Below are 24,069 nucleotides of genomic sequence, written 5' to 3' on the forward strand. Positions count from 1 at the left end.
ATATTCCTAGTACGCAATTTACTTATTAAGCAAGTTCCCAACAGAGCCTGTCGTCTCTAGTTACTCTATTTTCAGATAACATTGAATAAAGTTTAGAATTCACAGTTGATCGGTCAGCCTTCATATTAAACTCACTGTTTAAAACCTTAACGAGCTCTTTGGCGGTAATTGGTTGGTACACTTCTAGAGCGTTTAATAAATTGATTTCCAAAAGATTCTTTTCTTCTACTACTTTTCTTACCACAGGTAATCCATACCGACTTATATATCTTCTGTATTCGTCTTTATAAAATAGTTTTTCTAAATCGAGTTCAATGCCATTTTGAGTTAAAAAATCAATAGCATTTTTCTGCCAAGAAGTCGGCGAGTGCTGAATTGGCATTAACTCACCTTTTGGATAGTTCTTTTTATATTCTTGTGGAAAGCTATTTGTTAAAGCAAAATGGTTTAACTCACTCAAAGAGTAATCGTTAAGCTTCTCACTAGGTAAACCCATATAAATCCATAGCTTAAAGTTATGCGATCCTTCAATGATATGAAAATCACCGCAATCTAAATAAATAATGGAGGTTTGAGTCATTCCTCTAAGGTTTATATAACTGGTTGTTAAACTCTTTCCTAGCACTCGCTTAACTGTATGCTCTGCTTGGTTTCCAAGCATTAGCCGTGCATTACGAACAAACCCATGCTCATAAAGCCCTTCTAAAAAGCGCTTACGAGCAGGGAACATTCTATTTAATGCTTCATCACCGGTGTAATTTGCGTACTCTTCAATCGCGCCTAAAAATAACCGTAAGTCTTCTTTGGCAAGCCAGCTTGTTACTGCTTTTACTCTATTCTCACCAATAGGCTTCCACCACTGGCGGTAATTTGTAGCTGTATTAGCAATACGCGGGTCGCCAGCTAAGTTCAGTACAAAATTTTGCCATATTTCGCTGGGGGCGCCAGCAGAGCGATCAATAATAATTTCAAGCGCTATGTGCCCTATTCGTTTACCTTCTTCAAAAGGCATAGTGGCAACGTCATGCTTTAATAGCTCATGCAGTACATCATGTTGTTCACCAACGGGGATCTCTCTTAGCGTATCTAAGTAATATTGCGCATGACAAATATCTAAAAAACGCCCTTGCGGCAGCTCGTTTAAGCGTAGTTTTTTTAATTGTTCGGTTAAGTCTAAATGGTTTTGTTTGGCAAGGTTAACCAAAGCCTTAGGAGCCGTTAAATCAAAAAGCCATTTAGCTTGATTAAGCACCGATAATATTGTGTCACTTGAGTTTTTGCGATCTTTTAAACGTTGCTCTATTTGCTGGTTAAGCCACTGCGTTAATCGGTTAAAAATATTGCCATCAACCAGTGCATCAAAATATCGATAAACCAGTGAAATTAAATTCATTAACGACGACATACCCAGTTTGGGATGTTTAGCTTGAATGTAATCTATTGTTTCTTCGTTTAATGAGGCTTTTCTTACGTCTTCTTTATCTATCCATAACTGAGTTAAAACACGCACGCCTTTTCGCTTAATTAAAATTTGTTTAAGCTTTTCTTTTTGATCGTACATAACGTAGCGATTAATCTGTTGCTCAAGGGCTTTAAACTCTTCGCCTTGCCCTGCACCGTCGGCAATTTTTTTTGTTTGTACTGTTAGGCTACTCCACTGTTGTGACATACGCTCCCAGTTAAACTGAGCAAGCTCTGGAATAGGAGGTAAATGCAGCATAATTAAGGCATCTCCAAACGGCTTCTTACTGTTTCGTATTCAGCGCTGGTGGGTCTACGAATTGTAAAGCGAATATCAATTCGTCTATTTGTTCTAAAGTCATCCTCAGTTAACTCTTCAACAACCATACGCCTTGTTGCCGCATAGCCACTTACTGAAAAAAGCGGGTTACCTTCTTTGTTGGTTATACCTGCTAAATCATGTTCGCTTGGCAATAGTTTACTCCAAAGCTCCCATAAAGAGATGGCTCTAAATGTAGACAACCCCCAATTCCCTTTACCCAGCATGCCGTAAAAATTTTTACTATCGGTATGCCCTTCAATAAAAATAGTATCGAGGAATTGCTCACGGTTTTCTTTATTTATAACCTCAGCAAGTACCTCACCAATTTCAAGTGCAGTGCCTTCAAACTGAGCACTTATATTAAATGCAGCGCTATCAAACCCTAAAATATCGTTAGGTATACTTAATACAGTTTTATTTTCACTAACCGTGACTTGTATGCCTCGTTTTCGCAGTAAATCAGCCGCCTCATCTAAAATTGTTTTACGTACTTCTTCGGCTTTGTGCAGCATTTCTAGCTCTTGAGTAAATGCTTGTTGTTTATTTTCTAGCTCTTCTTTGGCTTCCATAAGCTCAACCATTAACACCACAGACGCTAAAACAAATAAAATAAGCAAACCCGACAAAATATCCGAAAACGACATCCAATACGGGTTTTCTTCATCAACATTTACTTGGTTGCTTCTAAATACCCGCATTAGCTACGCTCCAATTCATCCACTAAATCAGAAATAGAGCTCACAGTTCGGCGCATTTGGTCACCAAACTCAAGTGTTGTGGTATTCCAGGTTTCCATACGTTCTTTAACTTGGGTATTTACCTCTGATGAATAACTACGTAGCCACTCATTCGTTTGCTTTTCAATATCCGATACTTGCTTAGCTAAGGTATTACTCAACCCCTCAAACGACGCCTCAACACCACGTATAAAGTCACTCTGGTGTGTTTTCATTTCGCTAAAGCCACTTTGAGCTAATTTAGCTGTGTTACCAAATTGCTCTGTTGTAGCAACAAGCGAGGTTTCCAGCCCTCTTAGCACTTTAGCTTGTTCAATTACGTGATTTGCTAATCCATCATTTTGCGCAGAAATACCTTTAATAGTGTCGGTCATATCAGCTAAGCGCGAATCAAACAGCTCTGTTGCCTTTAATAGATTACCCGATAACACCCCAATTTGGTTGGCGCTATTGCTCAGGTTTTGGCTACTTGTAGCAGATGACTCCGCAACCGTTTTGAGCTCTCCGATAACGTCTTTATGTTGTGCAATAACCGAATCCATATGCGTTTGCGTACGTTTTACTGCATCAGTCATCGAGGTAAGCATTTGGTCTTGTTGTGCTAGCCACTTACCTAACTGCGTTTGTAATTGCTCACGATATTCTGAGTCACGCTTAGAGGCTTCAAGCTGTTGGCTGTTAATTAATGAACCAAACGTTTCTTCAAGCGACTTTTGGCGCTGTTCAGTGCTTTGCATAAAGCTTTGTAAGCTTTTCTCTAACTCTGAGGTAAACGCCTGTTGCTGCGCTGTTGTTTTTTCGTTTTGGCTCGAAAGCTCATTAACAAAACCACGATTCGATTCGCCCATTGCAGTTTGTACTTCGGCCATAGCGTCAGAAAGCTTGTTAAGCGTTTGCGATTGCTCAGTTAACCAGCCACCTAATACCGACTGTAAATTATCTACATGGTTTGCTTCACGCGTCGCTTGCGATTCCTGCTGCGACTCAATCGCTGCAAACAGTTTTTGCTCCATAAGCTGTTGACGTTCTTCGCTTTTGTTCAGCATCGCTTCTAGTTGCTGGTTAAATTGCGATGACACACCCGCTTGTTGCTCAGCCAGTAACTCAGCTTGTTTACTGCTTTGTTCAAGCACTGCGCTCATTTGCCCGCTCAAGCTGCTTACTGCCTCATGCATTTGCTCTGTCGACTTTTGTATAAGCTCGCCTTGGCCTCTGCCTGCCGCTTGCATGCTTTCGGTAAAATTACCAATTAAATGCTCCAACACGCCGCTGGTTTGTTGGCTGGCATTACTGACTAAAGATTGCATAGCCGGTGCCATTACATTGTTAAGTGCATTGGTAAAGGCCTCTTGCATGTCTTTATTCATGCCTGTAATGGTTTCTTGTAGGCGATCGCCAATTCGCTCATGCAATTCTTGCAGTGCTTCACTGCTGTCACTGGTGTTTTTAGAAATATCAACAAGTGACTTTTCAGCAGGCAAACGAGGAAATAAAAAATCGATAGTTTGCTGAACTTTTACTACTTTTTTAACTATTCTTCGCTCTGTGTTCTTCTCAAACACATTAAGCAATAAACTAAGCCCTACCCCCCAAACAGAGGTCACAAATGCCATTGCCGAGCCATTAATCATGCTCGTAATACCATCTTTTAGGGCTTCTATTTCCTTCGTCTCCATGTGCAACCCTTTTAAGCCCATTGTTAAGCCTAAAAAAGTACCTAATACACCAATTGCGGTTAAAAAAGAGGGAGCTGCGGCGAGTAATCTATTTGAAGTGATACCAGAGGCCAGTGTTCTTGGATTAAAAAAGTGCTCAGCATCTAAGGTGTTATAAACCCCTTTTTCACGGTGGTCGAGCACTAAGCTTTCATCAAACTCACGCCAAAGGTTTTTAACTACCTCGTTGTTTGAGGCCTTTGCTTTATCCTTGATAGTAGCAATATTATCGTAAAGCGAACTTGTAGTTTGGCCTGCTACAATTTCCTCAACGCCTTTTATTGTTTTTTTACTATTACTACTTAATTTGAAAACGCGAGAAATCGCGAATCCAAAAAGTAATAGCATGGCAATAATAAACCAACGCCCTAACAATGCATCTGGCCATAATAAATCAGCATTTAATAGTAAATCTTCAAACATTACTTTCTCCTAATCCCTTAGAATGCGGGTATTTCTTACTTTATAATTAGCAAATTTATATTTCTACTAAAGGCTTTATTTGAATAAAAGCTATTTTAGATAGAAGCTTTTATTTCTTCAATCAGCAAATTTTTCTGTGATTTTGCTACATCTAACTTTTTTTCTAAACTTGCTATACTTTCAGAAATATCGAAGAACCTCTCGACCAATACTGATTGTTCAGTTTCATCAATAATCGGTATCTTAATATTTAGTATCCTTTCAACCGTTAAGCTTACATTCGCAGCACCCTTCATATATGGAATTAATATTTCATCTTTATGCGTTAAAAGGTAAACATATGTGTATTTAACGAATAAAGATGTTGTATTTTCTCTGGGTTGAAACACGCCTAGTATTGATGCGGCTTGGAAAACCCCATCATAATAATGAATGTTGTTTATACTTGCGTGCCCATGCCCTGTTGAAGAAACTAATGGTATACAAATAGCTTGCCCATGAAAGCCTGCATTTGCGCACTTTTTAAACTTCGAAGATGTAGTAATGAAATCAACCTCCCCACACATAGTTGACTCAGCAGCAGCTAATTTTCCTTTACAACCAGTAAAATACTCATTTAATTTGTTAAGCCTTATCCCTTCGGGGTATTGATATTTCCTAAGATAAATTTTGGGGCATAAATCAAAGTTATTTTCATGAATTTCTTTAATTGGAACAAAACGATGCTTACCTAGTTCTGGACTATAGTCACTTTCATTTCTATTTTTAAACAGTTGTACTAATTTAGGAAGCTCACTACCAACTATAGGTAATTTATTGGCTCCATCAGAAAACCCATCGTTCTCTAATTGATAAAACCAAGTATTTTCCGTTTTACTTCCTTTTGTTAATATAATAATTGCAGTCGCTACACTTGCATATGGTTTAAATATCCAATGAGGTAAAGCTATTACAGCCTCTAATTGATTGTTTTTTAGTAACCCCTCCCTCAATTTTTTATGAGCATTACTTTCACCCTCTAGCACTCCCAGAGGTACAATTGTAGCAGTTCTCCCCCCCACTTTTAGCATGCGCTCAATTAAAGCAACAAACAGCAACTCGGTTTTTTTTGTTTTTACTTTACGTAATAACTCGGGGCATACGTCTTCTTCGTCTAGGCTACCTTTAAATGGCGGGTTGGCGAATATTAAGTCGTACCCTTCTTTTGCCTTTTGTGGGTAGTGCTCTTTAAAGTTTTGGCTTAGGGTATCTTGATAATGAATGCCCGGTTGTTTAATACCGTGCATTACTAAGTTCATGGCGGCTACGCGTAGCATGGTGGCGTCAAAATCAAAGCCGTTGAACATGTGAGCATCTATGTGGCTGCGCTGCTCTGGGGTAATTAAGTCGCCTGAGTAGAGCAGGTTTTCGAGCGGTTTACCGCTATCATCACATTGTACGTTGCCATCTACATCAAGCACGGGCTCGCGCTCTATACCCTCTGCTGATGTGTATTTTTGTAATAGGTATTCGTAACTTACCGACAAAAAACCACCGGTGCCGGTTGATGGGTCACATATTTGGCTGGTTACATCGGGGTCCATCATTTCGACCATGGCGCGTATAATGTGGCGCGGCGTTCTAAATTGGCCGTTTATGCCTGCGGTGGTGAGCTTGCTAAGCAAGTATTCGTATAAATCGCCTTTGGTGTCTGAGTTTTCAAGCGGCAGGTCGTTTACCATTTCAACCGCTTTTACCAATAGGCTTTGCTTTTGAATCATTAATTGCGCGTCTTTCATAAACTCGTTAAATATCGCGCCTTCTGGCGATACGCCATCTGAGGTTTTTGAAAAGTACGGAAACAGTTCATCTTTAACCAGCTTGTATAACTCTTCTGCTCCTAAATGGCGCAGGTTTTGCCAACGAATATGTTGTTCGGCGTCGGTAAAGCGTCGGTTAAACGGCTGCTTAGTGCGCGCACTTCGTTTTTCGTCGGCTTGCTCGTTCATGTCGAGCATGCGGGCGTACATTAAAAAAGTAATTTGCTCTACTACGGTCAGCGGGTTAGTAATGCCGCCTGTCCAAAATTCTTCCCATAGTTTGTCTATTTTACTTTTTAAAGGTCCGGTTATCATTAATGTGTATCCTAGTTATTGCTGTTTAAGCGCGGTGTAAATTACGCGCTTATAAAATTAAAGGTGTATTTGCTTTTCAACGCTTTGGGCTTTACTGCCTAGTTTTACGTCAAACTGCTTAATAAATTGCTCTATGGCGTTTTTGTTCATGCCGACTATGGTACGCAATATTTTGTCGAGCGTCGCGGTTGATTCGGGAAAAAACTCTTTTAATGTATTTAAATCAACACTTGGGTTTTGCGTATGCACTAACGAGCTTAATTGCGCTAAGTCGGCTTCGGTTACTTGTTCGCCATTACGAATTTTTTTAAGTACGCTGTCGGTTTCAAATAACGGGGTGAGTGTTTTTTCAACCTCTTGTCGGTATATTTGATAATCAATAGAGACTATTTTTGTAAGCCTATCGGTTTCTTTAATTTGATTTTCGTCTTCTTTTATATCAAGCACAAACTCGGGTGGCGGCGGCGTTACGCTTTTATTACGTAAATGTATAATGCTGCGTAAGTCAGTGCGGCTTTGCTCAAGTGCAGCATGTGTTAGATATTGCCAATATTGATCTGTTTGTATTTCTGCTATTGCTGGGGCCTTTGTGCGTACTTCGTTTAAGTGCATTTGTAGCGATTCAACTTTGTCCATTACATTTTGTTTAGCTAAATCAATTTGGCTTTCATCGGTAATTAACAGCGTTTGAATGGTGGTTAGCTCAGAATCAAATTTATAGGCTTCACTTTGCCCCATGATGTTACGCCATTGCATAAGCGGCGCTACTTTTTCAAGCAGATCGCTTACTGTTTGCGGTGCAAATTGATTAAGACGTTTAAAATCTTTGTAAGTTTCGACCACTAGCCAGTTATCGCGCACCGATATTGATTCCATTGGCAGTAGGCAAATATCGTCGTGAATTAATTTAATTGTTTGCTCAAACACATCCATATTTGCTTTTTTGAGGGCCGTTTGTGCAAGGGTTACCCGCGCTTCAAATAGTTTTTGCAGTAACGATTTTGCTTGTTTTACGTCGTCTTCTTCTGGGTTTTCGTCAAAGTATTCAAAGTTTGCCCAGTGATCGAATATTAAAAAGTGAGTTTTGTGCTGACCTGGGCCGTATAGGTTTTCGCATAAGCGTGTGCCACGGCCAATCATTTGCCAAAATTTTACTTTTGATTTTATGGGTTTGGCAAATACAAGGTTTACACATTCTGGTACGTCTATGCCGGTGTCGAGCATATCGACCGACACTGCTATACGCATGCTGTTTTCGTCGCTTGATTTAAAGTCGTCTATTAGCTCTTCGGCTCGTTCGTACTTTGAGTGAATAACGCGGCAAAAATTAGCACCATGCTGCGGGTAAAGCTCGCTAAACAGCTGCGCCATTAATTCGGCGTGGGCTATGTTACGGGCAAATACTATTGTTTTACCTGGCAGTTGGCCGTCTTTATCGCGCAGACCTTTTTCCATTAAGTTACGCAGGATTAGCCTGTTGGTGTCTTTATTTTTAATGGCTTCGTCTATTTGTTTTGCGTAAAAGTCGAGCTCGTTAGGGTCAATGCCTTGCTCTTCTAATTGGGCTATTTGCTCATCGGTTAGGTTGTCTTTTTTAATGCCTTCGCGCAAAAACTGTGTGGTGTAACTTACTATTTTGTAAGGGACTAAGTTACCTTGCTCTATGGCGTCTTCAAGTGGGTAGTTGGCTGTGGGTAGTTTGTAATCGCAACCAAACAAATCACACGTTGAGCGCGATACCATTTCTACCGGAGTGGCGGTTAAGCCTACCTCGAGTGCATCAAAGTACTTAAAAATATCACCATATATATTGTAAATTGAACGGTGGGATTCATCAGCTACTATTAGGTCAAAATAGCCTACATCGTACTTGTTCATTATGCGTAGCATACCTGGGTACGTTGCTATAAACACCCGCGCGCTGGCTGCTGTGTTTTTAGCGCTTTTACCAACAATATGTACTGGCTCTTTGGTGAATTCGGTAAAGGCGTTACCCGCTTGTTTACGTAGTTCTTTTCGGTCACATAAAAATAGTACGCGCTTAGCCCAACCTGCATCGAGCAGCCGTTTTGCAAGGGCAATAGATACGCGTGTTTTACCTGTGCCGGTTGCTTGCACAATAAGCGCTTTGCGGTGTTTATCACTAAAACGCTCACACACACGAGTTATGGTTTCCATTTGATACAAACGCCCTGCCACAGCAGTATCTATCGGCGTTTTATTTAAGTCTTTTTTAAGTGTGCGCTGCTTTATTAAGTACTGTAGGGAATCTTTTGAGTAGTAACCGTATAAACCACGGCTATTATAGCCTTGCGTGTCGTCGAGAATTTTTATATCCCAGCCGTTTGAATAAAAAATAATAGGGCGTTGGCCATATTGCTTTTCGAGCGCGTTGGCATAAAGTGTTGCTTGCTGGCGGCCTTTTTCGATATTTTCGCGAGTGCGTTTTGCCTCTATTACCGCAAGTGGTTTACCGTCGTCATCCCATAATACGTAATCAACAAAACCTACGCCTGTTGTTGTAGGTTGATCTGTTACTTTTACTTCTTTGCCAACGTCTTCTGTTGATTCGTCGTCAAGTGCAACGTGCCAACCAGCATTACGTAAATCTAAATCGATAATGCGTTTACGGGTTTCGTCTTCGTTAAAGTTAAAACTAGAGTTAACAATTTGCTCATTGCGGGTTTTAACCTGAGCCAGCTTTTCTGCATCAATAGTTTGTTTTAGTTTTGCTGCTTGCTGCTGTGCTTGTTTTTGTGCAAGCTCTGCGGCTTCTAGTTCGTCAAGTGCGCGTTTTAAACGGGCCTGATTTTCGGCTAGCTGCTTGGTGAGTTGCTTGTTCTTTTTTGCAAACTCGGCATCACTTTGGTTAGTCGGCTGTGTTTGCTCAGGCGCTTTAAACTCTGGGCATTCTTGTTGCGTGCCATTGGCATACGCCATAAATAAGTACGAAGCTACAAAGTAGCTTTCTTTTAATATCCAAATAGCTTGTTGTTGATCAACTTTGCCTTCGTGGGCTGCTTGATTACCACTTTTACGAATGGCGTGAAGTTTATCGGTAATTAAACGCGGAACTGCGCTGGTAAAGTCGTCGGCGGTAAGTTTATCAAAAATGTTAGAAGTGGGTAAAACAGGTAAACTAAGTTCTTTATATAAGAAGCCTACTACTTTTTCGGCAAAGCAACGCAGCTTAACCAGTGAGCTTTGTGGATCGGTAATCGCATAGTCCTCTGCAAAAGCGGCTAACTGGTGTAGCTCTGGCCACTTAGATTGAATATGTTCAAAGTTCATTGATTGCTTCATTCCTGATTACTTCCTTATCAACTAATTTACCATGCGTTATTATTTTTATGCGTTTGCAAGCTTGCGAATATTAAGCCGTTATATTTATTTTTATATTGTGTGTAATTGCATTTAACCAGTAGCTTGTTTCAAAGCTTTGGTTATTAGAGTCAATCGCTATTTTTTTAGCAAGCTCGTTTGGTAACATCTTATTTATTTTACTATTTATGCGGCTACGCGTTTGTTGCACAAAGGTTTTTTCCATTACTTTTAAATTACTGTGTAAACCTTCTCTAAAATCTTCGGGCTCTATGTCAAACGTATCACGAAATATACGTAAATCACTGCTATTTTGCTGTAAATGTATGAGGTACTCTTTGCTGTATCGCAAAGACTCTTCAAAATCACGACCCACCACTAGCTTTTTATGTTCACTTTGGCTGTATTGGTTTAACCATAAATAGAAGGCAGTTTCTTTTGCGGTAAGTTTAATTTCGATACCTGCAAAGGTGAGCGTTTTTGCTTTTGCGTTTACTTCAAGGGTTAAATCTTTTTTATGCGCTGAGTTTAAGCTTGCTACTGTTTGGCTAAACGATGCACTTTGCATATTTGCAATGAGGGTTTCGTCGATAGATTGGCGCATTCGTACAAAGGGTATTTCGGCAAGGGTTACATTTGCATTAATACAGTTTACTTGCGTGCCATTTTTACCATCAATAATGTGGTCGTAAGGTGTTGGGTAGTAAAAGTCTCTAACAAATTCAAATTCGTTATTCACAAATACATGACTGAGCGAATCTTGCTCACGGCCTAATAATGACATGGCATAGCCTAAATAAAACGCCATTGTTTTACGTCCACCTGCAATGGATGCATGAATACTAATATCGTTTTTATTGGTAAGTTCAAACACTTTACGCGTAATAAAGTCGGCCATGTAGGTTTGTTCTATTTCAGATTTAGCATCATTAATAGGTTGGCCTTTGTCATCTTCTATTAGCCAAATATTTTCATCGGGGAGTTTAATATCAGGAAGTTTATAATCTGCTATTAATTTAGCTAAATTACCTTGCTTAAATAATCCATCGGTGAGCATAGCCTTGGTGCTTTTTGTTGTAATAACAAAAATCTCTTCAGGCATAGGCTTACCCTGCTGATAAAGCGCAAAAAGAGTTTCGGTTAATACCTGCGGGCTTGCACCGGTAACTATTAGTAGTACATTCTTCATCAACGATCCTTTTGTATGAGGAATCTGCATAATACATAAATTACATAGTTAATGAAACTTGTTTGAGCTCAGTGGATTAGAGGCCTTATTTCTTGCCTTTAAGCTACGGTGTATAAACAACAGTAGCTTTAATTTAATAACTCTTTAATCAACACAGAACCCAGCTGGCGTGTATTAAACGGATTCCCGTTGCCATTTAAAATTGAAATCCCTAACTCTTTAGCAATATCACGCAAGTAAGGCTTACTGGGTGTTACAAGCTCGTCATTTAAAAACACTTCAATAGTGCCGTTTTCAAGCTCCACCAATTTGTAGTTATTCCATATAACTTCTTTTACATTTAATAATATACGTGGCTTAACTGGTGCGTTTATTAACTTACTCATTGTAATACAGCTTTTTCCCGTTACTGCATCACTCATTAGTTTTTTAGCTTCTTCAACGGGCGCATCTAATAAAGTTTCAACTTGCATCTCATCTGTATTGATTCTTAAAATAATTATACGATCAACCAAGTTTAGCGTATTAGTATTAAAGCTTATATGGCCACCTGTATGCATTCTACCTGTTGTTTTGACTGATATACGCTCGCCACTACTTGATACAACATCGTACCCCGCCTGGTTAACCTCTGTTGCCATGCGTCCATTTGTTATAAGTGCGGCGTACAGCTCGCCAATTCTACCTGTTAAATGTCTAAGCTCTGTTGCAGGTACATCCCAACTTAACTCCCTTTCTAACCAGCTCATTACTTCACCCAGCGACTGAATGATTTGCATTTGTGTTAAAGCCATTTTATATCCTTATTTTTCTTCTAACCAACTTTTAAAAGGTGCTTATGTCCTGATACCGACAATGAACCTTGAGATGCCTTTGCTATATGCTCACTCCACCAGTTCATCAACTCTCTACGTTTTTCTATATATTCAGCTCTATTATAAGCAGAACGAACCTGGTTTTTATCTACATGTGCCAGTGCGGCTTCTATTATATCTGGATTAAACTCATGCTCATTTAATGTTGTTCTTCCAAGCGAACGTAAGCCATGGCTTACTAAACGGCCCTCAAACCCCATGCGTTTTAGAGCCATATTAGCTGTCTCATTGTTGATATGGGTTCTCGGGTTTCTGTCTGACGGAAAAACAAAGTCTCTATGCCCTGAAATTGGTTTTATTGATTCTAATAACTCTATAGCTTGATTTGATAGAGGAATGGCATGCTCTCTGCGCTTTTTCATTCGTTCAGCTGGGATAATCCATAGTTTATTCTCAAAATCAATTTCATCCCAACGGGTACCGGCCGCTTCACCTGGGCGGGTAAGAGTATGTAACTGCCATTCAATCAAAAAGCGGGTTACTCGTTTAATTGACGCCGTTGCAAGCGTTTGCATCAATTCAGGCAGCTCTTCTGGTTTCAACGAAGGCATATTTTGTTTTTGCGGCTTTTTAAATGTTTCTTTTATTCCAGCAAGCGGATTAGCTTGAATATAACCACTATTAACTGCGTAGGTCATAACTTGGTTTAATCGTTGGCTTAAACGCTTAACTGTTTCTAGAGTACCTTTAGCCTCTATAGGCCTTAATATTTTTATTACTTGTGGTGCGTTAATTTTGCCAATAGGATATTTACCAATAACCGGCAGTATATGGTTATTTAATGATCGCCAAATATCTTCGCCATGAGCTTGCGTAAAATCAGGCTTTTTAACCTCAAACCACTCTAAAGCTACTTTATTTAGTGTTAACTCTTCTTGAGCCCGTTTAAAAGCTAAGGTTTCATCTCTATGCTCTTTTGGATCAGTCCCTAAAGCAACTAGTTCTCTGGCTTGTTGCGCTAACTTTCTGGCATTTACAATAGATACATCTGGGTACTTGCCTAATCCCATGTTGACACGCTTTTTTGTGATTGGATGGTAGTAATTAAAGTTCCAGAGCTTAGAACCACTCTTTCTAACTTTTACTTGTAAGCCGTTACCATCGGATAAAATTATATCTTTATCCTCTGCTTTTACTTTTTTAACGCTGTATCGGTAAGCTGCTTGGCTGATCTTGCCATAGAAAATGAATCCCACTCAAATTTAGTATTCTTTTATTATGGCAGCTTATTCAAGGAATACCATTTTAGATACTAAAGCTTTGAGCTTGGATGAAACAGCCTGGGACAGGGTAACACTCTAAGTCATTGATTTTGATTAGTTACAGACACAAAAAAGGACGTCCTGAGACGTCCTAATATTGAATGATGGTGGAGGAAGAGGGATTCGAACCCTCGTTAGGGATTAACCTAAACACACTTTCCAGGCGTGCGCCTTCAGCCACTCAGCCATTCCTCCACGGTGTTGCCTAGCAACAGCGCGTTATAGTATGAAATAGGTTACGCAGGTGCAAGGCCTTTTTAAATATGTACTGTTGAATGGCTATTAATCGTGCAGTTATTTACTTTTTCAATAAAAAACGGCTAAACCATAAGGCTTAGCCGTTTTTTATATCAGTCTAGTTACTTTACATTTGCTAAAAACTATTTAGCCATACTCGCCGTAAAGTCTAGCATGCGGTTAAGTGACTTAAGTGCACCTTCACGCAAGTCCATATCTACAAATACCTCTTTACCTTGAGGGTCTATTAAAGCCTCCTCAATCGCTTTTAAGCCATTCATTGCCATCCACGGGCAATGTGCACAACTTTTACAAGAAGCGCCTTCACCAGCCGTAGGGGCGGCAAAGAACTCTTTCTCTGGGCATAGCTGCTGCATTTTATAAAAAATACCGCGATCAGTCGCAACAATAAACTTTTTATTCGGCATTGTTTGCGCTGCTTTAATCAGCTGGCTTGTAGATCCAACGGCGTCAGCAAGTGCAACTATTTCTGCAGGTGACTCTGGGTGAACTAAAACGCCAGCATCTGGGTGCAGTGCCTTAAACTCTTTCAATGCTTTAGTTTTAAACTCGTCGTGAACAATACATGCGCCATTCCACATGATCATATCAGCGCCGGTATTTTTTTGAATGTAGCTGCCTAGGTGCTTGTCTGGGCCCCAAATAATTTTTTCGCCTTGCTCGTCTAAGTGCTCAACAATTTCAAGCGCGCACGATGAGGTTACAATCCAATCTGCACGGGCTTTAACCGCTGTAGAGGTGTTTGCATACACCACCACTTTACGATCAGGGTGCTGATCGCAAAATGCTGAGAACTCATCAATCGGACAACCGATGTCTAGCGAGCATGTTGCTTCAAGTGTTGGCATAACAACCGTTTTGTTTGGCGTTAAAATTTTAGCAGTTTCACCCATAAAACGAACGCCTGCAACGATGATCATATCAGCGTCGTGTCTTGCACCAAAGCGCGCCATTTCTAAAGAGTCGGCAACGCAACCGCCAGTTTCTTCGGCAAGGGCTTGGATTTCAGGATCAGTATAATAATGCGCTACGAGTACCGCGTTTTTATCTTTAAGTAATTGCTTAATACGTGCTTTGTATTCGCCTTGCTCGTCGTTTGTTAACGGTGCTGGCTTTGGAGGGAAAATATAGCCTTCAGGCATAATAGTTTGCGCTAAACTCATGTTCTCGACCACTTATTTACAGTGTATAAATTACGGCGAATTATACGAGAATAAAAACATAAATAACAGCAAACTGGTTAAGCTTGTTTATAAAAAACAGAATGGGATTTTAAAAAAGAATATAGCAAATGGTGGGTCATGATGGATTCGAACCATCGACCAATTGATTAAAAGTCAACTGCTCTACCAACTGAGCTAATGACCCGCTCTAAAATTGTACGTACTAAAAAGATAGTGTTTGCGTAGATCCGCCGATGTTCCAGTTTTTACTTACAAAGCAAAAATGGTGGGTCATGATGGATTCGAACCATCGACCAATTGATTAAAAGTCAACTGCTCTACCAACTGAGCTAATGACCCGCTCTTGGTGTTAACTAATAAATATATATTTCCATGAAAATGGTGGGTCATGATGGATTCGAACCATCGACCAATTGATTAAAAGTCAACTGCTCTACCAACTGAGCTAATGACCCGCTCAAATATAAACTTAAAAGCTTACCTGCGTGAATCCGCCGATTAGGGTGTTATAGAATGGTGGGTCATGATGGATTCGAACCATCGACCAATTGATTAAAAGTCAACTGCTCTACCAACTGAGCTAATGACCCATTCTATATTTTTTAAATTATTGATTGCAATTAATACTTTAGTAAATGACCACTTAAAAATAAGTGGTGGGTCATGATGGATTCGAACCATCGACCAATTGATTAAAAGTCAACTGCTCTACCAACTGAGCTAATGACCCGCTCATAAACTTATTCAATAATATAAATGCGTAAATCCGCCGATCCAGACACTTTAAAAGTGGTGGGTCATGATGGATTCGAACCATCGACCAATTGATTAAAAGTCAACTGCTCTACCAACTGAGCTAATGACCCGCTCTGGTATAACTGCTGTATTAAAGTTGTTGTAGACCATTATAAAAATGGTGGGTCATGATGGATTCGAACCATCGACCAATTGATTAAAAGTCAACTGCTCTACCAACTGAGCTAATGACCCGCTCTAATTTTACAACTTTGAATACTACGTAAATCCGCCGATAAAAGACCATTTTAAAATGGTGGGTCATGATGGATTCGAACCATCGACCAATTGATTAAAAGTCAACTGCTCTACCAACTGAGCTAATGACCCGCTCTTTTTGCAACATTTTGAGTGGGGTAACCATTCGTTTGCTGCGGGCGCTTATAATACTTATTTATAAAATGAGTGCAACCGAAATTGTCTCTTTTTTTAAGTTTTTATGCCTAGTTGACCAATTTTAGACCGCTTATGACAAAAAGCAGTCTAATCAAGCTGATTCAATTAATTAGACAGGCGATCTGTGGCTAATTTTGCAGCCGTTGTACTTGGGTACTGCGTAACAAGTTCGTTAAGTATTTTTAACGATTCGTCTGTCAGTCCTTGCTCTTTTAAAAGCGTGCCTAATTTTAACATGGCGTCTGGGCGTTTATTTGAATTTGGATATTCGTTTACAACCACTCTAAAGTGATCAACCGCTTTAACTCCATCGTTTTTAATTGTTAATAATTGACCTAACCAATAGTGTGCGTTTGACGCATACACAGATTCTGGATATGTTTTTAAGAACGTTTGAAACTCTGGAATAGCCTGGTCGTAGCGTTTATCTTTCATTATAAGTGCAACAGCACGCTCGTAAGCCTCATTCTCGGATAAATCACTGCTATATGCTTGTGAGTCATTAGGCTGTGCATAGTCGGTTGCAGGCACTGCTGCAGGCTGTGAATACGCTTGACTAACACGGTTTTCAATCTCTTGATAAAGCTCACGCTGACGCTGAAGTACTTTTTCTAGTTTATAGCTTTGCTCTTCCGTCACACCACGAATTTGACTTACTTCATCTTGAAGTAAATTAAGTTGCTGTTGTAACTCGGCTTGCAAGAAATTACGCGATTGCATCATACTTTCTAACGACGCTAAGCGCTTCTCAATACTTGACTGTGAACTCGCAGCTTCTGAAACAGGAGCGGGAGCAGCCCATAACTGGGTGCTCCCGCTCAATATCATTGCTGCCAAAATAATTTTCGGCTTCATAATATCTCTTATCTTAGTAAACTAATACCGCACGGCGGTTTTTAGCGAAAGCTGATTCAGTGCGAGACTTAACCATTGGTTTTTCTTCACCGTAGCTCACTACTGACATTTGGCTAGCTGATACACCTAAGCTTAGCAGGTATTTTTCAACTGACTGACCACGGTTTTCACCTAGTGCAATATTGTACTCTGGCGTGCCACGCTCATCTGCATGGCCTTCAATTAATACTTTAACCGATGGGTTTTTTACTAAAAAGTCAGCATGTGCGCGAAGTAAATCAGCATATTTGCTTTCAATTGTCGCTTTATCAAAATCAAAGTAGATTACTTGCTTTTGACGAAGTGCTTCGTATTTTTGACGAAGTTGTTCTTCAGCACGTTCTTCAGGCGAAATTGTTGCTACTTCAACTGTATCGTTGCTAGTTGTTTGCTCAACAGCAGGTTGATTAGATTGGTTTGCAGCACCTTCGTCGATATCTGAAGACGAGCTACAAGCTGCTAATGTCATTACTGGCACAGCAATTAGCAGGCCTTTAAGTATTTTATTAAGTTGCATTGAGTAGATTCCTATTTTGAGTAAACCAGTAACATTACTGTAAATATGGCGACCAAGCTGGCGCCTTTACTTGTCCGTCTAGCACAGGTAATCGTGCTTTGAAGCGGCCGTCCATCGATACTAACGCCAGTACCTGTTTGTTATTATGGAGCGTGCTGTATATTATCATCGAGCCATTTGGCGCTATACTCGGTGATTCATCTAAGCGAGTTCGCGTTAATACTTGAAACGCGCCAGAAGCTAGCTCTTTTTTAGCAAGATGGTACTTACCGTTCGTACGATTAACCATCACTAATTCTTTACTGTCAGGCGTAACTGACCCTGCAAGATTCATATCGCCATCAAACGTTAGGCGCTTTGATCTGCCAGTTTTTAAATTTAACTTATAAATCTGAGCATTACCACCCCTTTCCGAGGTAAACACTATATCTTGACCATTTGGGTACCAAGATGGTTCAGTATCTATGCTACGGTGGTTTGTTAGGCGTGTTTCTTCACGCGTTGCCAGGTTTAGTAAATAAATTTCCGTTGCACCTGTTTTATCTTTTGAAAGGACCAATAGAAGCTCTTTACCATCAGGTGAAAACTGCGGAGCACCATTAATCCCACGATAGCTGGCTACCACTTCTCGCTTACCTGTATATAAGTCTTGGATATATATTTGGCTTTGACGATTTTCAAACGTTACATAAGCAAGCTTGGTACCATCTGGTGACCACGCGGGTGACATTAACGGCTCTTTAGAGCGCAAAAGTACTTGTTCGTTGAATCCATCGTAATCGGCAACAACGAGTTGATACGGCTTATCGTCTTCGTCACGCACAATCACATAGGCAATTTTAGTTAAAAATGCACCTTTTTCGCCTGTTAGTTTTTCATAAATCACATCACTAATACGGTGTGAATAGCGGCGAAACCCACTTTCGGAAATAACGCTTTCTCTGGCTTCTAAAATGTGGTCTTGGCTTTTTACTAATTGCCCATTAGACATCATTTGGGTGTTACCACCCGTAATTTGACCACGAATTACATCCACTAATTCATAACGGACTAAGTATCGGCCATCGGTTTGCTGTTCAACTTGACCAACTAAAACGGCCTCAATCCCTTGATTAACCCATGAGGCATAATCAATTGCTTGGTCCTCGCTTGGTTGTTGTGGCATTTGTGCAACATCAACCGGCTTAAACTTACCACTTCGGACTAAATCAGCTGCAATCACATCACTTAGTTTTTGTGGGATCGGACCTATTCCGGTGTATTTAAATGGCACAATAGCAATAGGCCTTGCGCCATCAACACCTTCGGTAATTACAATTTCAAGTGCAGCATTTGCAATGCCTTGAAACCCTAGTAGCAATACTACACAGGCTACTCTTAGTTTATTGAACATATCATTCCTTTAAAATTCTGGCTTGATTGTTAAGTTAATATTTTTTAGCTGGTCAAACACGTCTCTGTCTTTAGACACAGGTAATGTGTCGGCCATACGAACCGCTCTGAGCGCGGCCTCACACACTAGCTTATCACCACCTAAAGACTTAACTTGCGTAACTAAACCATTAAAGCCAAGACGGATATTCACTCGACATTGTTGGTTTTTCATTTTTTCATCAATTAACAAGTTTTGTTGGATGCGCGCCATAATCAAAGCACGGTATTTGTCAACTTCACTCGCAACTTGTTGCTGGCGTATTTTACTACGAGCAGCCTGCTCTTTAGCAAGTTGTTCTTGTAATATTTGTTCTTGTAATGCTTGTTGACGCTTACGTTCAGCTTCGGCTGCACGCTCTTTAGCTTCTTGCTCACGCTTAATACGTTCAGCTTCTGCTTTTTTTAGCGCTTCTTCTTCAAGCTTACGTTTATCTGCCGCGGCTTTTGCTGCCTTTTCGGCCTCTTGCTTTTGCTTTTCTGCTTGCTTAGCTTTAGCACGCTCTTTTTGCTCTATCTCACGCGCCCTTTTTGCTTGAGCTTCAGCTTGTGCCTTTTCTTTCTCTTTAGCTTTGCGTTCACGCTCAAGCTTTTTGATGTTTCGAGCCTCAGATTCACGTTGTTTGCGAGCATCAGCAGCCCTGCGTTCTAAATCACGTATCCGCTTATCTTCAGCACGCTTTTTATCTTTTTCTTTTTTTTGTAGCTCAGCAATTTTTTGCTCAACCATTTTTTGGTCAACCGTTACCGCAGAAACAGCATTGTCGGGTTCAGGTATAGCCGTGTTTAACGTCACTTCCATTACTTTAGGGGTTGGTGCATGAATGTTAGCTGACGCGTACAACAATCCGCCCAAACCTAAATGCAATACCACCGATTTTACTAATGCACTACTCATCCAGTTAATTCCCCTCAAAGGATTCGGTCATCAATCCCACTGACGGCACACCTGCGTTTTTCAAAAAATCCATTAGCAATAACACTTCTTGATAAGAAACTTTACCAGAACCTTTAATCATTACAGGTACATCTGGATTTTTCATTAACTGCAATTTAATCACAGCGGCTACATCGAGTGCTTCCATTGGTTCCTCTGGATCAGTACCTACACTGACGTAATATTTACCCTCAGCATCAATAGACGCAATGATTGGTGGTGTATCTTTTGTATCAACTAAATCAGATTCTTCCATTTTTGGTAAATCTACTTTTACACCGTGAGTAATTAGTGGTGCAGTCGCCATGAAAATAATAAGCAGCACCAACATTACATCGATATAAGGTACTACATTAATTTCTGCTACTGGGCGGCGTTTTTTACGATGATACATTCGCTTGTGCCTCTATTTGTGTAGCTGCTTGACGGTGTAAAATATTAGCAAACTCTTCCATAAAGTTGATGTAGTGAGATTCAAGCTTTTCAACACTGTTTGAAAAACGGTTATAAGCAATTACGGCAGGAATTGCAGCAAATAAGCCCATTGCCGTAGCAATTAGAGCCTCAGCTATGCCCGGAGCAACCATTTGTAATGTGGCTTGTTTTACTTCACCCAATGCAATAAAGGCATTCATAATACCCCACACAGTGCCAAATAAACCGATGTAAGGACTTATAGAACCGACCGTTGCCAAGAACGATAGGCTTTTTTCAATTTTTTCGATTTCACGTGACAACGCTACACGCATTGAACGATGCGTACCTTCCATTACTATACTTGCGCCTTGAAATGTATTTTTTTTATGACGCGCAAATTCTTTAAAGCCTGCTGTAAATAACGCCTCAATACCATGAGATTGAGCACTACGAGATGAAATTTCGTTATAAAGTTTACTTAAATCAATACCTGACCAAAACTTTTGCTCAAACTTTTTAGCATTCGAAAGCGCATCAGAGATTGCTTTTTTACGTTGAAAAATAATAGCCCACGACATAACCGACATGGCAACTAGCCCTAACATTACTAATTGTACAAGCAAACTGGCTTCTAAAATTAGATCCAAAAAATTAAGCCCTGATCCCACATTAAACTCCTAAATAGTATCAAAATACGTCAATTGTAATGATTTGTGCAATTATGACCGCAACTAAGGTCATTTAGTTGCAACTAGTGTATCGAGTCCATTTCAAACTAACAACGATATTGCTATGAATAGCCAACAAAAAACGTTAAAAATCGGCTATGTTGTTTATTTTTTATGCCTAGTTATATAAATATTTATTCAAACAAAGTAAAAACTCAGGTTTAGCTGCGTAATTATATAAATAAACATCATAAAACACGGCATTTATTCAAAATCAATGCATAAACACGCAAAACCACGTTAACGTTACCTGCCAGAATACTAAAACTAATACCGAACAATCATATAAAAATATACTTAAGCAATATTTTTCATTAACTTATAAAATATATGATTATTTAACAAACAAATTACAAACTACAAAAAAACTAAAAACATTAGTTTTTTTAATCCGAAAAAACAAATTTTCTAGTTTGAACAATTTTTAGATATTCCGTATTATTCTTCCATACCGAGCTAGCGCATTAAATGAAACTGTTTCATTATGTCCTGTTCTTAGTAATATGATTTTAAGTCGTATTACATTGTTTTACTCTATTTGGATAAAACCTAACAGTGTAAAACATGGTTCCCCCAGATTACTTCCTTTAACTTGTTGTTAGCCCGCATTATTTGCGGGCTTTTTTTTATCTGAAATTTAGCCTAGACCAAAATATACAGATTCATTTAATATTGTTTATTGAGGCAGAAATTTAGAACTAAACCTAGCCAGCCATAGTCAGCACTGACTAAGTTGAATTTTATGAAAGGCACAATAGCGACATACGCCTTAACGCCCTGTGAATTGTTGGTTAACCAGAATTCAGGCTAGTTAATGGTAAAGCAAATGACTTTTAGTAGATAAAATACGTTATAAACGGACGTGCCCTTGCTAACGGTTATTTTTAGCAAGGGTTTAGGAAAGGTGTTTAAAATTAGTCTTTTTTAGGTAACAAGCCAAAATGATGGTACGCATTGTCAGACACAATACGTCCGCGCGGTGTGCGCTGAATAAACCCTTGTTGAATTAAAAACGGTTCAATAACATCTTCTATTGTTTCACGCTCTTCACCAATGGCAGCGGCTAAATTATCGAGCCCTACGGGACCACCCATAAATTTCTCAATGATGGCTAGTAAGTATTTACGATCCATATAATCAAAACCGCTTTTATCTACATCAATCATGTCGAGTGCTTGCTGGGCAACGTCTGCATTTACAGTGCCGTCAGATTTAACCTGAGTATAATCTCGCACACGGCGCAATAAACGATTAGCAATACGCGGCGTACCCCGTGACCGTTTAGCTATTTCACTAGCCCCATCGTCACACATTTCTAAATCAAGATAATGAGCTGAGCGGCCCACTATATGCGATAAATCCTCTACTGAATAAAACTCCAAACGCTGCACTATGCCAAAACGGTCACGTAGTGGCGATGTGAGTGAACCTGCACGCGTTGTAGCGCCTATTAACGTAAATGGCGGCAAATCCAGTTTGATAGAACGTGCAGCAGGGCCTTCACCTATCATTATGTCAAGCTGATAGTCTTCCATTGCAGGGTAAAGTATTTCTTCAACCTGTGGGCTTAACCTGTGGATCTCGTCGATAAACAGTACATCACCTTCTTCAAGGTTTGTAAGAAGTGCCGCTAAATCGCCTGCTTTTTCAAGTACAGGTCCTGAGGTGGTTTTAATATTTACGTTTAATTCGTTTGCTACAATATTCGCCAGCGTGGTTTTTCCTAAACCTGGCGGACCAAATATTAATAAATGATCAAGCGCTTCATCGCGGCTGCGTGCAGCTTCAATAAATATTTCCATTTGCTGCTTAACATGCGGTTGACCTCGGTAATCAGCCAACAGTTTTGGCCTAATTGCTCGGTCAATCGAGTCTTCATTTGTTTTTTCAGTCGCGTCAATTAAGCGATCCGCTTCAATCATGGGTTACTCACAACATCGATTTTAAAGATTCTTTTATAAGAACCTCAGTAGACATATCCGGTTTACTCACCGATTTTACTGCTTTTTGTGCCTGTGGCAATTTATACCCTAATGCAACAAGTGCAGAAACTGCATCATCCGCTGCATTATTAGCCACTAATGCATCGCTGTGAGGCTCTATCACTGCGCTATCGCTAAATGGTGTAAATAAATCATTACCCCAATCTTTTAGACGGTCTTTCATCTCAAGCACTAAACGTTCAGCTGTTTTTTTACCCACACCCGGTAATTTAACCAGCGATGTAGCATCTTCATTATTTACACAGCTAACAAACTGTTGCGCCGACATTCCCGATAAAATAGCGAGCCCGAGTTTTGGCCCTACCCCATTAGCTTTTAAAAGCTCTCTAAATAATGCGCGCTCTGTTTTATTATTAAAACCAAACAGTAACTGCGCATCTTCACGCACTACAAAATGAGTATAAACAATCGTGTTTTCACCCACTTTTGGTAAGTCGTAAAAACAGGTCATTGGCATTTGTACTTCATAACCCACGCCGCTTACTTCAAGTAAAATTTCGGGGGGTTGTTTTTCAACTAAAATACCATTTAAGCGGCCTATCATTGTTATTTCCTTAAGCGTCCTCTAACGGTTTTGCTTGCGCTGCCCGCTAGTTTAATTAAATTTTGTTCTGAATGAGCATGGCAAATTGCTATTGCTAATGCATCTGCTGCATCGGCTTGAGGCGTACCTGGTAATTTTAGAATATTTTTTACCATATGCTGGACTTGGCTTTTGTCTGCACCACCGTTGCCTACTACAGCTTGTTTAATTTGCCTTGCCGAATACTCAAACACTGGCAAATCAGCCATTGCAGCACCCACAATGGCAGCACCACGCGCTTGGCCAAGTTTTAATGCAGAATCGGGATTATGAGCCATAAATACTTTTTCTATAGCAAACGTTTCTGGCGAAAACTGCTCAACAAGTTGAGTGATGCCCTGGTAAATCATTTTAAGGCGTACCGGAAAAGGATGATCGGCTAATTTTATACAACCACTGCCTAAATAAGTAAATTTAGCACCTTGGTGAGCAACTACACCGTAACCAGTCAAACGCGATCCTGGGTCGATCCCTAAAATAATGGCCAAATCACATTCTCGTTGTTTT

The 24,069-nt window shown here is 39.9% G+C and carries 18 protein-coding genes and 9 tRNA genes; all 27 read right to left on the minus strand.

The annotated features are described in order from the left end of the window. Positions 1-25: 25 nt before the first annotated feature. Positions 26-1,720 carry an EH signature domain-containing protein gene (locus MTP24_RS09880; protein ID WP_243530975.1) on the minus strand — a complete coding sequence of 565 codons (1,695 nt, stop codon included), beginning with the start codon at positions 1,718-1,720 and terminating at the stop codon, positions 26-28. A 2-nt stretch (positions 1,721-1,722) separates the two neighbouring features. After that, positions 1,723-2,481 (minus strand): OmpA family protein, encoded by a 759-nt coding sequence (locus MTP24_RS09885; RefSeq protein ID WP_243530977.1) that lies wholly within the window; start codon positions 2,479-2,481, stop codon positions 1,723-1,725. Then, positions 2,481-4,658, minus strand: a complete 2,178-nt coding sequence (gene zorA / locus MTP24_RS09890; protein ID WP_243530979.1) for an anti-phage ZorAB system protein ZorA — start codon at positions 4,656-4,658, stop codon at positions 2,481-2,483. The genes MTP24_RS09885 and zorA overlap by 1 nt, the downstream gene beginning before the upstream one ends. A gap of 95 nt (positions 4,659-4,753) precedes the next feature. Then, complete coding sequence (locus tag MTP24_RS09895; RefSeq protein ID WP_243530981.1) at positions 4,754-6,772, minus strand: N-6 DNA methylase; 2,019 nt, start codon at positions 6,770-6,772, stop codon at positions 4,754-4,756. Positions 6,773-6,829: 57 nt separating this feature from the next. After that, on the minus strand, positions 6,830-10,075 hold the full coding sequence (locus MTP24_RS09900; RefSeq protein WP_243530983.1) for a DEAD/DEAH box helicase family protein: 3,246 nt from the start codon (positions 10,073-10,075) through the stop codon (positions 6,830-6,832). Between the two features lie 70 nt (positions 10,076-10,145). Beyond that, on the minus strand, positions 10,146-11,282 hold the full coding sequence (gene csm6 / locus MTP24_RS09905; protein ID WP_243530984.1) for a CRISPR-associated ring nuclease Csm6: 1,137 nt from the start codon (positions 11,280-11,282) through the stop codon (positions 10,146-10,148). Positions 11,283-11,410: 128 nt separating this feature from the next. Beyond that, positions 11,411-12,076, minus strand: a complete 666-nt coding sequence (locus MTP24_RS09910; protein WP_138739916.1) for a hypothetical protein — start codon at positions 12,074-12,076, stop codon at positions 11,411-11,413. Between the two features lie 20 nt (positions 12,077-12,096). Then, a complete protein-coding gene (locus MTP24_RS09915) occupies positions 12,097-13,353 on the minus strand; it encodes an integrase domain-containing protein (RefSeq protein ID WP_347814583.1) in 1,257 nt (418 codons plus the stop codon). Between the two features lie 171 nt (positions 13,354-13,524). After that, positions 13,525-13,614 (minus strand) — tRNA-Ser (locus MTP24_RS09920). A gap of 185 nt (positions 13,615-13,799) precedes the next feature. Beyond that, positions 13,800-14,840 (minus strand): quinolinate synthase NadA, encoded by a 1,041-nt coding sequence (gene nadA, locus MTP24_RS09925; RefSeq protein ID WP_058429118.1) that lies wholly within the window; start codon positions 14,838-14,840, stop codon positions 13,800-13,802. 129 nt (positions 14,841-14,969) lie between these two features. Next, a tRNA-Lys gene (locus MTP24_RS09930) sits at positions 14,970-15,045 on the minus strand. A 79-nt stretch (positions 15,046-15,124) separates the two neighbouring features. Then, a tRNA-Lys gene (locus MTP24_RS09935) sits at positions 15,125-15,200 on the minus strand. A gap of 40 nt (positions 15,201-15,240) precedes the next feature. Beyond that, positions 15,241-15,316 (minus strand) — tRNA-Lys (locus MTP24_RS09940). A gap of 59 nt (positions 15,317-15,375) precedes the next feature. Further along, a tRNA-Lys gene (locus MTP24_RS09945) sits at positions 15,376-15,451 on the minus strand. A 64-nt stretch (positions 15,452-15,515) separates the two neighbouring features. Next, positions 15,516-15,591 (minus strand) — tRNA-Lys (locus MTP24_RS09950). 60 nt (positions 15,592-15,651) lie between these two features. After that, a tRNA-Lys gene (locus tag MTP24_RS09955) sits at positions 15,652-15,727 on the minus strand. Between the two features lie 48 nt (positions 15,728-15,775). Next, positions 15,776-15,851: transfer RNA gene (locus MTP24_RS09960), tRNA-Lys, on the minus strand. A gap of 59 nt (positions 15,852-15,910) precedes the next feature. Continuing rightward, positions 15,911-15,986, minus strand: a tRNA-Lys gene (locus MTP24_RS09965). 171 nt (positions 15,987-16,157) lie between these two features. Further along, on the minus strand, positions 16,158-16,907 hold the full coding sequence (gene ybgF / locus MTP24_RS09970; protein WP_008131976.1) for a tol-pal system protein YbgF: 750 nt from the start codon (positions 16,905-16,907) through the stop codon (positions 16,158-16,160). A gap of 13 nt (positions 16,908-16,920) precedes the next feature. Then, positions 16,921-17,463 carry a peptidoglycan-associated lipoprotein Pal gene (pal, locus tag MTP24_RS09975; protein ID WP_243530986.1) on the minus strand — a complete coding sequence of 181 codons (543 nt, stop codon included), beginning with the start codon at positions 17,461-17,463 and terminating at the stop codon, positions 16,921-16,923. Between the two features lie 34 nt (positions 17,464-17,497). Then, positions 17,498-18,856 carry a Tol-Pal system beta propeller repeat protein TolB gene (tolB, locus tag MTP24_RS09980; RefSeq protein ID WP_243530988.1) on the minus strand — a complete coding sequence of 453 codons (1,359 nt, stop codon included), beginning with the start codon at positions 18,854-18,856 and terminating at the stop codon, positions 17,498-17,500. Between the two features lie 9 nt (positions 18,857-18,865). After that, the gene (tolA, locus tag MTP24_RS09985) at positions 18,866-19,792 is read right to left on the minus strand and encodes a cell envelope integrity protein TolA (RefSeq protein WP_243530990.1); all 927 of its coding nucleotides are present in this window, start codon (positions 19,790-19,792) and stop codon (positions 18,866-18,868) included. Between the two features lie 4 nt (positions 19,793-19,796). Next, on the minus strand, positions 19,797-20,225 hold the full coding sequence (gene tolR / locus MTP24_RS09990; protein WP_006794474.1) for a protein TolR: 429 nt from the start codon (positions 20,223-20,225) through the stop codon (positions 19,797-19,799). Then, a complete protein-coding gene (gene tolQ, locus MTP24_RS09995) occupies positions 20,212-20,916 on the minus strand; it encodes a protein TolQ (RefSeq protein WP_006794475.1) in 705 nt (234 codons plus the stop codon). The genes tolR and tolQ overlap by 14 nt, the downstream gene beginning before the upstream one ends. 974 nt (positions 20,917-21,890) lie before the next feature. After that, positions 21,891-22,898 carry a Holliday junction branch migration DNA helicase RuvB gene (gene ruvB, locus MTP24_RS10000; RefSeq protein ID WP_039037913.1) on the minus strand — a complete coding sequence of 336 codons (1,008 nt, stop codon included), beginning with the start codon at positions 22,896-22,898 and terminating at the stop codon, positions 21,891-21,893. Positions 22,899-22,905: 7 nt separating this feature from the next. Then, on the minus strand, positions 22,906-23,523 hold the full coding sequence (gene ruvA, locus MTP24_RS10005; protein WP_006794477.1) for a Holliday junction branch migration protein RuvA: 618 nt from the start codon (positions 23,521-23,523) through the stop codon (positions 22,906-22,908). A 2-nt stretch (positions 23,524-23,525) separates the two neighbouring features. Beyond that, positions 23,526-24,050: a crossover junction endodeoxyribonuclease RuvC gene (ruvC, locus tag MTP24_RS10010; protein WP_008131991.1), complete on the minus strand. Its 525-nt coding sequence runs from the start codon at positions 24,048-24,050 to the stop codon at positions 23,526-23,528. Positions 24,051-24,069 lie beyond the last annotated feature (19 nt).

Origin of the sequence: Pseudoalteromonas sp. APM04, from assembly GCF_022809815.1 — a bacterium.
GTDB classification, from domain to species: domain Bacteria; phylum Pseudomonadota; class Gammaproteobacteria; order Enterobacterales; family Alteromonadaceae; genus Pseudoalteromonas; species Pseudoalteromonas marina.